The sequence below is a fragment of the Streptomyces sp. NPDC001100 genome (assembly GCF_053598575.1).
Genome location: NZ_JBSFKO010000002.1, coordinates 383916 through 397973, shown reverse-complemented (window position 1 = coordinate 397973; position 14058 = coordinate 383916). Strand labels below are relative to the sequence as shown.

At 71.3% G+C, this 14058-nt stretch carries 15 protein-coding genes; 10 read left to right on the top strand and 5 right to left on the bottom strand.

Annotation, left to right across the window (positions count from 1 at the left end; genetic code table 11):
• Positions 1-44 precede the first annotated feature (44 nt).
• The 3 genes from alr to tsaE are packed head-to-tail and all read left to right on the top strand — an operon-like array spanning position 45 to position 3038.
• On the top strand, positions 45-1316 hold the full coding sequence (alr, locus tag ACWDEW_RS04050) for an alanine racemase (protein WP_450509339.1): 1272 nt from the start codon (positions 45-47) through the stop codon (positions 1314-1316).
• Positions 1313-2551 carry an alpha/beta fold hydrolase gene (locus ACWDEW_RS04045; RefSeq protein ID WP_450509338.1) on the top strand — a complete coding sequence of 413 codons (1239 nt, stop codon included), beginning with the start codon at positions 1313-1315 and terminating at the stop codon, positions 2549-2551. The genes alr and ACWDEW_RS04045 overlap by 4 nt, the downstream gene beginning before the upstream one ends.
• Positions 2517-3038 (top strand): tRNA (adenosine(37)-N6)-threonylcarbamoyltransferase complex ATPase subunit type 1 TsaE, encoded by a 522-nt coding sequence (gene tsaE / locus ACWDEW_RS04040; protein ID WP_450509336.1) that lies wholly within the window; start codon positions 2517-2519, stop codon positions 3036-3038. The genes ACWDEW_RS04045 and tsaE overlap by 35 nt, the downstream gene beginning before the upstream one ends.
• 396 nt (positions 3039-3434) lie before the next feature.
• On the opposite strand, the gene ACWDEW_RS04035 is transcribed toward tsaE, so the two are convergent.
• Positions 3435-3992 (bottom strand): hypothetical protein, encoded by a 558-nt coding sequence (locus ACWDEW_RS04035; RefSeq protein WP_450509334.1) that lies wholly within the window; start codon positions 3990-3992, stop codon positions 3435-3437.
• 120 nt (positions 3993-4112) lie between these two features.
• Between ACWDEW_RS04035 and tsaB the strand changes: the two genes are divergently transcribed.
• The 6 genes from tsaB to ACWDEW_RS04005 are packed head-to-tail and all read left to right on the top strand — an operon-like array spanning position 4113 to position 7359.
• Complete coding sequence (tsaB, locus tag ACWDEW_RS04030; RefSeq protein WP_450509332.1) at positions 4113-4766, top strand: tRNA (adenosine(37)-N6)-threonylcarbamoyltransferase complex dimerization subunit type 1 TsaB; 654 nt, start codon at positions 4113-4115, stop codon at positions 4764-4766.
• 29 nt (positions 4767-4795) lie between these two features.
• Complete coding sequence (gene rimI / locus ACWDEW_RS04025; protein ID WP_450509498.1) at positions 4796-5338, top strand: ribosomal protein S18-alanine N-acetyltransferase; 543 nt, start codon at positions 4796-4798, stop codon at positions 5336-5338.
• Positions 5331-6422: a tRNA (adenosine(37)-N6)-threonylcarbamoyltransferase complex transferase subunit TsaD gene (gene tsaD / locus ACWDEW_RS04020; RefSeq protein ID WP_450509330.1), complete on the top strand. Its 1092-nt coding sequence runs from the start codon at positions 5331-5333 to the stop codon at positions 6420-6422. The genes rimI and tsaD overlap by 8 nt, the downstream gene beginning before the upstream one ends.
• Entirely contained in the window at positions 6419-6673 is a 255-nt protein-coding gene (locus ACWDEW_RS04015; protein WP_450509328.1) for a hypothetical protein, read from the top strand. Before tsaD ends, ACWDEW_RS04015 begins: the two co-directional genes overlap by 4 nt.
• Before the next feature lie 24 nt (positions 6674-6697).
• Positions 6698-6970, top strand: coding sequence for a hypothetical protein (locus tag ACWDEW_RS04010; protein WP_450509326.1), 273 nt, complete (start codon positions 6698-6700; stop codon positions 6968-6970).
• On the top strand, positions 6967-7359 hold the full coding sequence (locus ACWDEW_RS04005) for a type II toxin-antitoxin system VapC family toxin (RefSeq protein WP_450509324.1): 393 nt from the start codon (positions 6967-6969) through the stop codon (positions 7357-7359). Before ACWDEW_RS04010 ends, ACWDEW_RS04005 begins: the two co-directional genes overlap by 4 nt.
• Here the strand turns inward: ACWDEW_RS04005 and ACWDEW_RS04000 are convergent.
• The 4 genes from ACWDEW_RS04000 to ACWDEW_RS03985 form a co-directional block, all read right to left on the bottom strand.
• Entirely contained in the window at positions 7341-9650 is a 2310-nt protein-coding gene (locus ACWDEW_RS04000) for a beta-xylosidase/alpha-l-arabinosidase (protein ID WP_450509322.1), read from the bottom strand. The two genes, ACWDEW_RS04005 and ACWDEW_RS04000, sit on opposite strands and share 19 nt — an antisense overlap.
• Positions 9651-9684: 34 nt before the next feature.
• Positions 9685-10584 carry a carbohydrate ABC transporter permease gene (locus tag ACWDEW_RS03995; protein ID WP_450509320.1) on the bottom strand — a complete coding sequence of 300 codons (900 nt, stop codon included), beginning with the start codon at positions 10582-10584 and terminating at the stop codon, positions 9685-9687.
• A gap of 4 nt (positions 10585-10588) precedes the next feature.
• Positions 10589-11458 (bottom strand): carbohydrate ABC transporter permease, encoded by an 870-nt coding sequence (locus ACWDEW_RS03990; protein ID WP_450509318.1) that lies wholly within the window; start codon positions 11456-11458, stop codon positions 10589-10591.
• Positions 11459-11535: 77 nt separating this feature from the next.
• Positions 11536-12864, bottom strand: a complete 1329-nt coding sequence (locus ACWDEW_RS03985) for an ABC transporter substrate-binding protein (RefSeq protein WP_450509317.1) — start codon at positions 12862-12864, stop codon at positions 11536-11538.
• A 108-nt stretch (positions 12865-12972) separates the two neighbouring features.
• On the opposite strand from ACWDEW_RS03985, the gene ACWDEW_RS03980 reads away from it, so the two are divergent.
• Positions 12973-14025, top strand: coding sequence for a LacI family DNA-binding transcriptional regulator (locus tag ACWDEW_RS03980; protein WP_450509316.1), 1053 nt, complete (start codon positions 12973-12975; stop codon positions 14023-14025).
• The last annotated feature ends 33 nt before the right edge of the window (positions 14026-14058 follow it).

The following is a 14058-nucleotide window of genomic DNA, read 5'->3' as shown; positions in this document are numbered from 1 at the left end:
GGGCCTGCGGGCTTGTCGGTCCCCTCTGAGACACTGGGGGCGTCATGAACGAGACAGCACCTGCGCCGACCGCGCCCCTGCGCGCCCGCGCCGAGATCGACCTCGGTTCCCTGCGGGCCAATGTGCGGACCCTGCGCGCCCTCGCGCCGGGGGCCGCCCTGATGGCCGTCGTGAAGTCCGACGCGTACGGCCACGGCGCCGTGCCCTGCGCCCGCGCGGCCGTCGGGGCGGGAGCGACCTGGCTCGGTACGGCCACCCCCGAGGAGGCCCTCGACCTGCGGGCCCGCGCCGGGCTGCCGGCCGGGGTGCGGATCATGTGCTGGCTCTGGACGCCCGGCGGGCCGTGGCGCGAAGCCGTCGAGGCCGACCTCGACATGTCGCTCAGCGACATGTGGGCGCTGCGGGAGGTCGTGGCGGCCGCCCGCGAAGCCGGTCTCCCCGCGCGCGTGCAGCTCAAGGCCGACACCGGACTCGGCCGCAACGGCTGCCAGCCCGGCGCCGACTGGGCCGAACTCGTCGGTGAGGCCCTGCGCGCGGAGGCCGAGGGGCTCCTCCGCATCACGGGCCTCTGGTCCCACTTCGCCTGCGCCGACGAACCCGGGCACCCCTCCGTCGACGCCCAACTCGCCCTCTTCCGCGAGATGGTCGCGTACGCCGAGGCACAGGGCGTACGGCCCGAGGTCCGCCACATCGCCAACTCGCCCGCCACCCTCACCCGCCCCGACTCCCACTTCGACCTCGTCCGCACCGGCATCGCCGTCTACGGCATCTCGCCCAGCCCGGAGGTGGGCACGTCCGCCGACTTCGGACTGCGGCCGGTGATGACCCTGAAGGCGTCCGTCGCCCTGGTGAAGCAGGTGCCGGGCGGCCACGGCGTCAGCTACGGCCATCACTACGTCACTCCGGGCACGACGACCCTCGGCCTCATCCCCGTCGGCTACGCGGACGGCATCCCCCGGCATGCCTCCGGCACCGGCCCGGTACTGGTCGGCGGCAAGTGGCGCACGGTCGCGGGGCGGGTTGCCATGGACCAGTTCGTCGTGGACCTCGGAGGGGACGAGCCGGAGCCCGGGGCGGAGGCGATCCTCTTCGGACCCGGCGACCGCGGCGAGCCCACCGCCGAGGACTGGGCACAGGCGGCCGGCACCATCGCCTACGAGATCGTCACCCGCATCGGAACGCGCGTTCCCCGCGTCTACGTCAATGAGGACGTCCCCGAGGAGGACGCGGTCGCCCTCGTCGTCGATCGGGTCGTCCCCGGGTATGAGTCGGACGACGCAGCGCAGGGCCGGGACGGGAAGAGGAGCGGGACGTGAGCGAGAGCAGTGCGGAGGCGGTCGCCGAACTCGCCTCCGCCGCCACGGGGGTGGCCGGCAACTGGCGCAAGGTGACCGGTATCGCGGGCGCCGCGATAGGCGTGATCGCCGCGGGCGCCGCGGCGGGTGTCGCCATAGAGCGGATGACGGTAGGGCGCGGCATGCGCGAGCGGGCGCGGCTCGCGCTCGACTCCACGGGACCGTACGGCTCGCTGCGCGGCACCCCCGGCACGGCCCACGCGGACGACGGCACCGAGCTGTACTACGAGGTCGACGACATCGGGCCCGAGGTCGCCGTCACCCCGAAGCGCCGCCGGCTCTTCGGGCGCAAGGCACCGGCCCCGGTCACCGTCGTCTTCAGCCACGGCTACTGCCTCAACCAGGACTCCTGGCACTTCCAGCGGGCGGCCCTGCGCGGGGTCGTACGGACGGTGCACTGGGACCAGCGCAGCCACGGCCGTTCCGCGCGCGGTGTCGCGCAGCTGGAAGACGACATGCCGCTCAGCATCGACCAGTTGGGCCGCGACCTGAAGGCCGTGCTCGACGCGGCCGTGCCCGAGGGGCCGATCGTGCTCGTCGGGCACTCCATGGGCGGCATGACGGTGATGGCACTGGCCGACCAGTACCCGGAGCTGATCCGCGACCGGGTCGTGGCCACCGCCTTCGTCGGTACGTCCTCCGGGCGGCTCGGCGAGGTCAACTTCGGGCTGCCCGTCGCCGGCGTCAACGCGGTGCGGCGGGTGCTGCCCGGGGTGCTGAAGGCGCTCGGTCAGCAGGCGGCGCTGGTGGAGCGGGGACGGCGGGCCACCGCCGATCTGTTCGCCGGGATCATCAAGCGGTACTCGTTCGCGTCCAGGGACGTCGACCCGGCGGTCGCGCGGTTCGCCGAGCGGATGATCGAGGGCACGCCCATCGACGTGGTCGCCGAGTTCTACCCGGCCTTCACCGACCACGACAAGACGGCGGCCCTCCCCCACTTCAAGGACATGCCGGTGCTGGTGCTGGCCGGGATCGGCGATCTCGTCACGCCCAGTGAGCACAGCGAGGCCATCGCCGACCTGCTGCCGGACGCCGAACTGGTGCTCGTGCCGGACGCCGGGCACCTGGTCATGCTGGAGCACCCGGAAGTGGTCACCGACCGCCTCGCCGACCTGCTCACCCGCGCGGGTGCCGTGCCCGCAGGGGCTACCGTAAGTGGCTATGGAAGCACCAGCAGCACCGCACGACGCGGCTGAGCCCCTGTCCGTCTCGATCACCGTCAACTCCCCTCAGCAGATGGGGGAGTTGGGACGCCGCCTGGCCAAACTGCTGCGCGCGGGCGACCTCGTGATGCTGACCGGGGAGCTCGGCGCCGGCAAGACGACACTGACCCGGGGGCTGGGGGAGGGGCTCGGCGTGCGCGGCGCGGTCACCTCGCCGACGTTCGTCATCGCCCGCGTGCACCCCTCGCTCGGCGACGGGCCGCCGCTGGTCCACGTCGACGCGTACCGCCTGAGCGGCGGCCTCGACGACATGGAGGACCTGGACCTCGACGTCTCGCTGCCGGAGTCGGTGATCGTCGTCGAGTGGGGCGAGGGCAAGGTCGAGGAGCTGACGGACGACCGGCTGTCCGTCGTCATCCACCGCGCCGTCGGAGACACGACCGACGAGGTACGGCACGTCACCGTCACCGGGCTCGGCGAGCGCTGGGCCGCGGTTGAACTGGGCGTGCTCGGCGCCTGAACGATCGGTGCGGGCCGTGTGGGTTCCGACAGGGTGTCGGCAAGATGTTGCGTTTCGGGTCTCGCGCGTGGTCACATGGTATCCAGTGCGTAGTTAGGTCTACCTAACTACGTCTGCCCCAGGTCCACAGGAGGCGTCCATGTCGGCTTCGTCGGCTTCAGAGAACCAGGACCGCCCGCAGCCGTACGTGTTCGCCGGGGTGTCCATGCGGGAGCTGCTGGCGGCGGGTGAGGCGGCGAAGGCGGTCTCGACCCCACCGCGTGAGGCTCCGCCGGTTGAGTCGCGTAAAGCCGCGTAGTCGTTCGGCTGCGGGGCAGTGGGGGCTGGTCGCGCAGTTCCCCGCGCCCCTGGGGTGCGCCCCTGCGGGGCGCTACCCCCATCAGCGGGTCCCAGCGCCTAGCGGATCACCACCACCGACTGCCCGATCGTCGCGAACTCCCACATCGCCGTGCCGTCCTCGACCGACTCGCGGATGCCGCCGGACCTCACCGTGGGGTCGGGTTGCTGGGTCGCGCCGTTGACCGCAGAGCTGAAGCCGATCGCGATCCCGCCCGTGCCGGCGAAGCGGACGACGTGCTGGATGGGGGTGCCGTCGGTGCCGGTGACCGCGTTCGAGCGGGACGTGACCCAGTAGGAGCCAAGGGTCGGGTCCACCGTCCCGGGGGTGACCTTGAACGTCCGGTTGACCTTGTTGTTCTCGGCGACCAGCCACACCCGGTCGTCGTCCAGCGAGTACACGACCCGCTCGCCCCTGCCGGAGCCCGTGGGCAGCGCGGCGGGGTTCTTCCTGTCGCGGAGCGCCTTCGAGGTGGCCACCGCCGGCGGGGCGCTCGCACGGGCCGTACTGCCCAGCCCGGCCGGGACGCTCGCCGAGGCCTGATAGGCGAGGAAACCGACCGTGGCGACGGCCGCCACGGTGAGCCCGGCCACGATTCCCGAGCTGCTGCCGGCCATCGGCGCCCACCTCCATGTCTTGTATGTCCAGTAAGTGCGGTGACTGTAGGTGACGGTAGCAGTCGGGCCGGGCCGACCGGGGCGGCCGTGCCCGGGGCGCCGGAGCCGTAGGCTGTTTGCGTGCTCTTGCTCGCTCTGGATACCGCCACCCCCGCAGTCACCGTCGCCCTGCACGACGGCGAGGCCGTCATCGCCTCGTCGAGTCAGGTGGACGCGCGCCGCCACGGTGAGCTGCTGCTCCCGGCCGTCGACCGTGTGCTCGCCGACGCGGGGCTCAGGCTCGACGCCGTCACCGGAATCGTCGTGGGCATCGGCCCCGGCCCCTACACCGGGCTGCGCGTCGGCCTGATGACCGCCGACACGTTCGGGCTCGCGCTCGGCGTGCCCGTGCACGGTGTGTGCACGCTGGACGGCCTCGCCTACGCCGCCGACCTCGACGGCCCCTTCGTCGCGGCCACCGACGCGCGCCGCAAGGAGGTCTACTGGGCCCGCTACGCCGACTCCCGCACCCGGGTCACCGACCCGGCCGTGGACCGGCCCGCCGACATCGCCGACCAGGTGGCCGGGCTGCCCGCCGTCGGCGCGGGCGCGCTGCTCTACCCGGACACCTTCCCGTCCGCCCACGAGCCCGAGCACGTGTCCGCCGCCGCCCTCGCCTCCCTGGCCGCCGAGCGACTGGCGGCCGGCCTCGAACTCCCCGCACCCCGGCCGCTCTACCTGCGCCGCCCCGACGCCCAGGTCCCCAAGAACTACAAGGTGGTCACCCCCAAGTGACCGAATCCACGAGTCCTCGGCTGCGCGAGATGCGCTGGTGGGACATCGACCCCGTGCTGGAGCTGGAGAAGGACCTCTTCCCCGAGGACGCCTGGTCCCGGGGCATGTTCTGGTCCGAACTGGCCCACGCGCGGGGCGCCGAGGCGACACGCCGGTACCTGGTGGCCGAGGTGACCGGTGAACAGTACGAGGGCGGTGTCCGGGTCGTCGGCTACGCGGGCCTCGCCATCACCGGCACCGCCACTGACGGCGGCTCCGCCGCGGGGGCCGACATCCAGACCATCGCCGTGGCCCGCGACCACTGGGGCACCGGCCTCGGCGCCACTCTCCTGACCGAACTCCTCAGCGCGGCGAGCGAGTTCGAGTGCGCCGAGGTCATGCTCGAATGCCGCGTCGACAACGTCCGCGCGCAGAAGCTCTACGAGCGCTTCGGCTTCGCGCCCATCGGCTTCCGGCGCGGCTACTACCAGCCGGGCAACGTCGACGCCCTGGTGATGCGCCTGACCACAGATCCCGACAGCGGCTCCGCCGCGGGGCCGACTTCCGTACAAGGAACCGAGTTCAATGACTGACGAACCCCTCGTCCTCGGCATCGAGACCTCCTGCGACGAGACCGGCGTCGGCATCGTCCGCGGCCACACCCTGCTCGCGGACGCGGTCGCGTCCAGCGTCGACGAACACGCCCGCTTCGGCGGCGTCGTACCGGAGGTGGCCTCCCGCGCCCACCTGGAGGCGATGGTCCCCACGATCCAGCGCGCCCTGAAGGACGCGGGCGTCAGCGCGGGCGACCTCGACGGCATCGCGGTCACGGCGGGCCCCGGCCTCGCGGGCGCGCTGCTGGTGGGCGTCTCGGCGGCGAAGGCGTACGCCTACGCGCTGGGCAAGCCGCTCTACGGCGTGAACCACCTCGCCTCCCACATCTGCGTCGACCAGCTCGAACACGGCGCCCTCCCGGAACCGACGATGGCCCTGCTGGTGTCCGGCGGCCACTCCTCCCTCCTCCTCTCCTCCGACATCACCTCGGACGTACGACCGCTCGGCGCGACGATCGACGACGCGGCCGGCGAGGCCTTCGACAAGATCGCCCGCGTGCTGAACCTCGGCTTCCCGGGCGGCCCGGTCATCGACCGGTACGCGAAGGAAGGTGACCCCGCGGCGATCGCGTTCCCGCGCGGACTGACCGGGCCGCGCGACCCGGCGTACGACTTCTCCTTCTCCGGGCTGAAGACGTCCGTGGCCCGCTGGATCGAGGCGAAGCGGGCGGCCGGCGAGGACGTGCCGGTGCGCGATGTGTCGGCGTCCTTCCAGGAGGCCGTCGTCGACGTCCTCACCCGCAAGGCAGTACGGGCCTGCAAGGACGAGGGCGTCGACCACCTGATGATCGGCGGCGGAGTCGCCGCGAACTCCCGCCTGCGGGCCCTGGCGGCGGAGCGCTGCGAGGCGGCCGGTATCCGCCTCCGCGTGCCGCGCCCCAAGCTGTGCACGGACAACGGCGCGATGGTCGCCGCACTGGGCGCGGAAATGGTGGCCCGCAACCGGGCCCCCTCGGACTGGGACCTCTCGGCGGACTCCTCGCTGCCGGTCACGGAGACGCACGTCCCCGGCCACTCGCACGACCATGTGCACGAGGTCAGCAAGGAGAACCTGTACTCGTGACGGTCGCGTTGATGTGGGAGGCACGGGCGGCCGAGGGACGGGGCGAGGAGCTCCTGTCCTGGGCCCGGGCCCAGCGGCTTCCCGCCGAGCCCCTGCGCCGGGAGTTCCTCCGCGCCCCCCAGGACCGTGTCCTCGTGATCACCTGGTGGGACGCGGACTACGACACCGAGCTGCCCGAACTCCCGGAGCCGGAGGGGGAGTTGGTCATGCGGGCGGTGCATCGGTGGCGGTTCGAGTCGGTGGGCGAATAACAAGAGTCTTGTTGAAATGGGGTCATGGCTGATTCTCCCCTGCCCGGCGAAGGCCCCGTCCGTCCGGTGTCGGTGTCGCTCCACGAGGGCACCATCGCCGCCCTCAAGGCGCGCACCGGCAAGCGGGGCATGTCCGCCTCCGTGGAAGCACTCATCCAGCGCCAACTGGAGCGGGACCGGCTGCGTGAACTGATCGAGGACGCGGAAGCCGCGCACGGTCCGGTGGACCAGGGCGGGGTCGAGGGCAAGCGAGCCCTCCTGCGCGGTGGCTCGGCGGGTTCGGCCGACGCCGCGTGAGCGGCACGCTCGTCCTCGACTACGAGGGCCTGTCCAAGCTCGTCCGCCGCACTTCCGAACTCACGGAGTGGCTCGTCGCGGCCGAGGCCGAGGACATCCGCGTGGTCGTCAGCTCGGTGACCATCGTCGAGGCCCGCGAACCCAGAATTCACCAGACCCGGTTCGACCACGCCGTCTCGCGTGTCAACGTCGTCCCGCCCAGCGAGGCGATCGCCCGCCGGGCGAGCAAGCTTCTCGCTGCGGCCGGTCTGCACGGTCACACGTACGCGCTCGCCGCGATCGTCGCCGCGACCGCTCTGGCGTCGCCCGCACCCGTCACCGTGCTGACCTCCGACCCCGAGGACCTCCGGGACCTGTGCGGTGCCGGAGTTCACGTGATCAAGGTCTGAACCTCTGTCCCGCACAACAGCCTCCGGTCCGTGCCCAGTACGCGTCGCGGTCCCGTCAGCGTCACTCGTGCCGTATGCCGTACTTCCGCGCTGGAGGCGGCCAACCTCAGCTCCAGCGCCCCCGGTTCAACCACCCGGCGCCCCGACCGGTCGGTGAACGCCGACAGGTCCGCGTGGAAGTGGAAGGTGACCCGGGTCGCCTCGCCAGGCTCCAACTCCAGCCGCTGGTAAGCGATCAGGCGGACGTCCGGGCGGGTCACCGAGGCCACCGGATCGTGGAGGTACAGCTGGACGACCTCCGCTCCGGCCCGGTCGCCGGTGTTGCGGACGGTGACCGTCAGGTCGTGGGAGCCGTCCGTGTCGATCTCCAACTCCCCTGACTCGGCGGGCTCCCACGCGAACGTCGTGTACGAGCGGCCGTGGCCGAAGGCGTACAGCGGGGTCGGGTCGAGGCTGCTGACCTCGCCGGCCAGGCCAAGCGGGGGCTGGAGGTACGTCCACGGCTGGCCGCCCGGCACGTGCGGGACGCTCACCGGGAGGCGGCCGGACGGGTTCACGCGGCCCGAGAGGACGCCCGTCACCGCAGGGCCGCCCTCCTCGCCCGGGAAGAACGCCTGGACCACCGCGCCCAGCCGGCCGTGCCAACGGCCCAGCGCATAGGGGCGACCGGTCAGCAGCACCAGCACCACCGGGACGCCCGTCGACACCAGCGCGTCGAGCAAGTCGGCCTGTACTCCCGGCAGTTGGAGGTCCGCCACATCGCAGCCCTCGCCCGACGTGCCGCGTCCGAACAGGCCCGCGCGGTCGCCCAGCACCGCCACGCACACATCGGCCTCGGACGTCCGCGCGACCGCCTCCTCGAAGCCGGTCGTGTCCGGGCCGGACACGTCACACCCTTCCGTGAACGTCACCTTGGCGTCCGGGAGTTCGGCCCGCAGCGACTCCAGGACGGTGGGGATGTCGATGCCCATCGGCACCTCGGGGTGGTGGACGCCCACGTGGGACGGGAAGGAGTAGCAGCCGAGCATCGCCAGCGCGTCCGCCGCCCTGGGTCCCACCACCGCGATCCTGGCGTCCGGCGGGAGGGGCAGTACGCCGTCCGGGTTGTCCAGCAACACCACCGACTTCTCCGCCAGTTGACGGGCGAGCGCACGGTTCGCCGCCGAGTCGAGGTCGATCCGGCCGGTCGGCTCCGGCGCCCAGTCCTCGTCCAGCAGCCCCAACTCGCACTTCTGCAGCAGCACTCGGCGCGCCGCCCGCTCGATCAGCGACTCCGGTACGTCCCCCGCCCGCACCGCCTCCACCAACGGCTTCCCGTAGCACTTCAGCGTCGGCAGCTCCACGTCGATCCCCGCCGCCAGCGCCGCGTGAGCCGCCTCGGCCGGGCTGCCCGCCACCCGGTGCAGCGTCTCCAGGAAACCGATGCCGAAGTAGTCGGCGACCACCGTCCCCGTGAACTGCCAGTCCTCCCGCAGGAGTTGGGTGAGCAGCGCCGGGTCCGCCGACGCCGGTACGCCGTCCGTCTCGTTGTACGCCGCCATCACCGACCGCGCGCCGCCCTCCCGCAGCGCCATCTCGAACGGCGGCAGCACCACGTCCGCGAACTCCCGCACCCCGGCCCGCACCGGCGCCAGATTCCGCGCCCCCACCGAGGCCGCGTACCCCGCGAAGTGCTTCAGCGTCGCGACCACCCCGGCCGACTCAAGTCCCCGCACATAGGCGGCACCGATGGTCCCCACCAGATACGGGTCCTCCCCGATCGTCTCCTCCACCCGCCCCCACCGCGGATCCCGTACGACGTCCAGGACCGGGGCGAGTCCCTGGTGGACGCCGGCCGCGCGCAGGTCCGCGCCGATGTGCCGGGCCATCTCCTCGACCAGCGCCGGATCGAAGCTCGCGCCCCAGGCCAGCGGCACCGGGTACGCGGTCGCACCCCAGGCGGTGAACCCGGCGAGGCACTCCTCGTGGGCGACGGCCGGAATGCCGAACCGTCCGGCCGCCGCGATCCGGCGCTGCGCGCGGGCGAGCGCCTGCGCGCCCAACTCCGGGTCCACCGGCGCCGTACCGAAGGAACGGGTGAGCTGTCCCAGGCCGTGCGTGATCAGCTCGTCCCAGTCGTAGTCGGAGGTCATCTCCCGCTGGAGCGGGGCGACTCCGTCGCCGTCCGTGTCGGCGCCCACCCACACCCCGTACAGCTGGGCGGTCTTCTCCTCCAGGGTCATCCGGGCGAGCAGGTCGTCGACGCGGGCGGCGGCCGGCAGGGCGGGGTCGCGCCAGGGGGCGGTGGTCATGAAACTCCTGTCGGGAAAGGTGAGTTGGGGAGATTCACTTGCCGCCCACCCCCATCAGACCGCCGACCAGGGCACGCCGGGCCACCAGGTAGACGGCGAAGATCGGGATGCCGGAGAGAACGACCGAGGCGAGCAGCGCGGGGATGTTCACGCCGAACTGGCTGACGTAGTTGAAGAGTCCGAGGGTGAGGACCCGGGGCCCGTCGGACTGGGTGAAGATCAGCGGGAAGAGGAAGCCGTTCCAGGCCTGGAGCGCCGTGTAGATGACGACGGTGCTGATCCCGCCCTTGGTCAGCGGGACGACCAGCTGGAACAGCACCCGGGTCGCCGAGGCGCCGTCGAGCGCCATCGCCTCGTACAGGTCCTCCGAGATGTCCCGCAGGGTGCCGGTCAGGATCAGCACGGAGACCGGCATCGCGAAGGCGGCGGTGGGGAGGATGACCGCCAACAGGCTGTCGTAGAGGTTGAGTTTGGCGATCATCAGGTACAGGGGGACCACCACCGCCTGGGCCGGGATGGCGACTCCCAGCAGGAACAGGCGGAAGGCCGCGCCCGACCAGACCGTGCGGGTGCGTACGGCGACGTAGGCGAGCGGCACGCACAGCACGAGCACGATTCCTACGACCGCTGCCGCCACCAGTGCCGTGTTGGCGAGGAAGTGGCCGAAGCCGTTGTGCAGGACGGTGTTGTAGTTGGCGAGGGTCGGATCGGTGGGCGGCTTCAGGGCGTTGTTGCCCAGGGCCTTGTCCTGGCGGGTCAGCGAGGCCGAGATCATCGCGTAGATGGGGACGATGACGACCGCGAGCCAGATGAGGGAACCAAGTCCGGCGAGGGGGTTGGGGCGCCTGCTCCAGTGCCGGCGCCGTCGGGGCCGCGGCTCCTCCACGGGCCTCTCCTCCGTCTTCGCCGGACGCGGCAAGGTGTCGTGTGACACTCCGTCACATCCCTTCGCGGGTACTGCGCATGGCGCCGAAACCGGTGAGCCGGACCAGGACGAGGGACAGCGCGGTGGCGGTCACGACCAGGAAGGTCGCGATCGCGCTCGCGTAGCCGAAGTCGTAGCTCTTGAAGCCGGCCTCGTACATCAGGTACGGCAGGATCGCCGTGTCCGTGCCGGGGCCGCCCTGGGTGAGGATCAGGACGGTCTCGAAGTAGGTGAGCGAGCCGACGATCATCAGCACGCTGGAGGTCGTCGCGGTGTTGCGGAGCTGGGGCAGCGTGATCGAGAAGAACTGGCGGTAGCGTCCGGCGCCGTCAATTGCCGCCGCCTGATAGAGGACTTCGGGTATCTGGCGGGCCCCGCCCTGGTAGATCAGCGTGTGGAAGGGGATGAACTGCCAGCCCCCGACGAACACGATCGCGAGGAACGCACCACTGGTCGAGCCGAGCGTGTCCTGGTGGATGACACCGAAGTTCGGGTCGAGCAAAGCGTAGAAGAGCAGCGCGATGGCCGTGGACGACAGCAGGAACGGTACGAAGAAGATCGCGGAAAGGATCGCCCGGTTGCGCTGGCGTCCTGCCGCCCAGACACCCAGCAGCAGGGACACGACCGTCTGGAACGCCCAGCTCGTCACCGTCAACAGGACGGTGACGGTGAGGGACTGGGTGAGCCGGTCGTCGTGCAGCAACTTCTGCCAGTTGGCGAGCCCGACGGGCTTCGGGTCGCCGAGCCCGTTCCAGGTGGTGAAGGAGAGATAGACGGCGAGGGCCATGGGGGCGACAGCGAAGAACATGAAGAACAAAACCCCGGGCACAGCCCAGATGCCGTGAGGTGAAGCGCCCCTGTAGGGTCGCGGGGCTGTGTCCATGTGCGGCTCCGCCGCGGGGCGCGACCAGCCACGACGGGCCGACAGTCGACGAACCGCCCCACCAGCGGAGCGCTCCGTCACTTCAACCCCTTGAGCGCGGACACGAACTGCGCCGGCGAACTCTTCCCCACGAACAGCTTGTTGATCTCCGTGAGCATCGGCGTGGACACATCCGGATCCACCGCCTGGTCCCAGCTCAGCGTGAACGCGGGTGCCTGCTGCACCAGTTGGTACTGGAACTTGGCGAACTCGGGGTTGGGGGAGGAGTCGAGCAGCTTCTCCGCGTTGGACGTGGTCGGGATGTCCCCGTTGGCGACGAGGTCCTTCGCGTACGCCTCCGACGCGCAGTCCCGCAGGAACGCGATCGCCGCGTCCTTGTTGCCCGTACGGGCGTTCACCGACCAGTAGTTGGTGGGGTTTCCGACGACGTTGCGGATGTCGCCCGCCCCGCCCTCGTACTTCGGGAACGCGGCCCACCCCAGGTTCGTCTTGGCGAAGTCCGGGAACTTGCCGAGCTGCGTCGAGTACTCCCACGAGCCCATCAGATGCATCGCCGCCTTGCCCTTGGCGAAGACCGCGGGCGCCCCGCCGTTGACGTACGACACGGAGCTGAAGCCCTTGCCGAAGGCGCCGTCGTCGATGAGCTGCTTGACCGTCTCGGCGGCCTTGAGGACGGCCGGGTCGCCCCAGCCGGAGGCGTCGCCGTTCTTGATCCGGTCGAAGACGTCTGGGCCGCCGATCCGGTCTACCAGGTACTCCAGCCACATCAGCTCGGGCCAGATGTCGGCGCCGCCGAGCGCGAACGGCGTGATGTTCGCGGCCTTCAGCTTCTTGTTGATGTCGAGCAACTCGGTCCAGGTGGTGGGTGGTTGGAGCTTCTGCGCGGCGAAGACCGACTTGTTGTAGAAGAGGATCACGGGCTGCATGCCGCGCATCGGTATGCCGTAGTTCTTGCCCTTGAGCGCGCCGGCCGCGAGCACCGAGGGCAGGAAGCCGTTCTTGAGGACCGGGTCGGACTTGATGGTGTCGGTGAGGTCGACGAGCTGGTTGGCTTCCTGGTACGCCTTGATGGAGCCGCCGCCCCAGTTGAAGAAGACGTCGGGCGCGTTCGGCGAGCCCATCGCGGTGCGCAGCTTGGCCGGGTAGTCGGTGCCGGGCACCTTCTCCAGTTTGATCTTCCCCTTGGCCTTCTTGGCCGCCGCCGACGCGTTGAACCGGGTGACGGCCTTGACCTGCACCTTCGCCGCGTCGTCGCCGTAGGTGAAGGCGGTGACCGTGCTGCCGCTGCCGGTGCTGTCACTGGAGCCGCAGGCCGTGAGTCCGGTGGTGAGCAGGGTGGTGGCACCGGCGCCGAGCACCCAGCGTCTGCTGAACGTACGCCCGCCGTTGGACGTGTTGGGCTCCATGGACAGCACCTCTCGTGCGAATGTTTCGATCAGTTCTACGAATGTTCCGGGAACGTAAGGCGAGAGAAGGGGTTCGTCAAGAGGTCGCGCAGGGATACGATCGCCGCCATGACAGCCCCGGAATCCGCTGAAACCCAGAGGACAGGTCGACCGACGCAGACCGCGACGCTCGCCGAGATCGCCCGCGAGGCCGGAGTCTCGGCTCCGACTGTTTCGAAGGTCCTCAACGGCCGTGCCGATGTCGCCCCTGCGACCCGCACCCGTGTCGAGGACCTGCTCCGCGTCTACGGCTACCGGCGCCGCCGCGCCGAGGCGACCCGCTCCCCGCTGATCGACCTGGTCTTCCACGAGCTGGAGAGCGCCTGGGCGCTGGAGGTCATCCGGGGTGTGGAGAACGTGGCGCGGGACGCCGGGCTGAGCGTGGTGCTGAGCGAGAGCGCGGGGCGGCTGACGCCCGGCCGCACCTGGGCCGACCAGGTCGCCGCCCGCCGCCCGCACGGCGTGGTCCTCGTCCTCTCCGGGCTCGACGAGTCCCAGCGGGCGCTGCTGACCAGCCGTTCCATCCCGTTCGTGGTGATGGACCCGGCCGGCGACCCGGGCGCCGACGTGCCGTCGATCGGCGCGACCAACTGGCAGGGCGGGCTCGCCGCCACCCGGCACCTGGTCGAGCTGGGCCACACCCGGATCGGCGCGATCAGCGGACCCTCCCGGATGATGTGCAGCCGCGCCCGCGTGGACGGCTACCGGGCCGCGCTGGAGACGGCCGGGCTGCCGGTCGACGGCTCGCTGATCACCACCGGCGACTTCCATCACGAGGCCGGCTACCGGCTGGGGCTGGAACTGCTGCGCCGCCCGGACCGGCCGACCGCCGTCTTCGCCGGCAACGACCTCCAGGCGCTCGGTCTGTACGAGGCCGCGCGCGAACTGGGGCTGCGCATCCCGGAGGACCTGAGCGTGGTCGGCTTCGACGACCTCCCGGTCGCCCGCTGGGTCGGCCCGCCGCTGACGACCGTACGGCAGCCCCTCACCGAGATGGCCGAGGCGGCGGCGAAGCTGGTGCTCGACCTCGCGCGCGAGCCGGAGTCCTCGGCGGCACGACGGGTGGAGCTGGCGACGAGCCTGGTGGTGCGCAGCAGTACGGCTCCGCCGGCCGCCGGGTGACGCCGGTGGCCGGAAGGTGACGTATTGACGAGT

What these genes read in the sequence shown, in the direction of transcription:
- alr (WP_450509339.1), top strand. Translation starts at nt 45, where the DNA reads ATGAACGAGACAGCACCTGCGCCGACCGCGCCCCTGCGCGCCCGCGCC.
- tsaE (WP_450509336.1), top strand. Translation starts at nt 2,517, where the DNA reads ATGGAAGCACCAGCAGCACCGCACGACGCGGCTGAGCCCCTGTCCGTC.
- ACWDEW_RS04035 (WP_450509334.1), bottom strand. Translation starts at nt 3,992, where the DNA reads ATGGCCGGCAGCAGCTCGGGAATCGTGGCCGGGCTCACCGTGGCGGCC.
- rimI (WP_450509498.1), top strand. Translation starts at nt 4,796, where the DNA reads ATGCGCTGGTGGGACATCGACCCCGTGCTGGAGCTGGAGAAGGACCTC.
- tsaD (WP_450509330.1), top strand. Translation starts at nt 5,331, where the DNA reads ATGACTGACGAACCCCTCGTCCTCGGCATCGAGACCTCCTGCGACGAG.
- ACWDEW_RS04010 (WP_450509326.1), top strand. Translation starts at nt 6,698, where the DNA reads ATGGCTGATTCTCCCCTGCCCGGCGAAGGCCCCGTCCGTCCGGTGTCG.
- ACWDEW_RS04000 (WP_450509322.1), bottom strand. Translation starts at nt 9,650, where the DNA reads ATGACCACCGCCCCCTGGCGCGACCCCGCCCTGCCGGCCGCCGCCCGC.
- ACWDEW_RS03990 (WP_450509318.1), bottom strand. Translation starts at nt 11,458, where the DNA reads ATGGACACAGCCCCGCGACCCTACAGGGGCGCTTCACCTCACGGCATC.
- ACWDEW_RS03985 (WP_450509317.1), bottom strand. Translation starts at nt 12,864, where the DNA reads ATGGAGCCCAACACGTCCAACGGCGGGCGTACGTTCAGCAGACGCTGG.
- ACWDEW_RS03980 (WP_450509316.1), top strand. Translation starts at nt 12,973, where the DNA reads ATGACAGCCCCGGAATCCGCTGAAACCCAGAGGACAGGTCGACCGACG.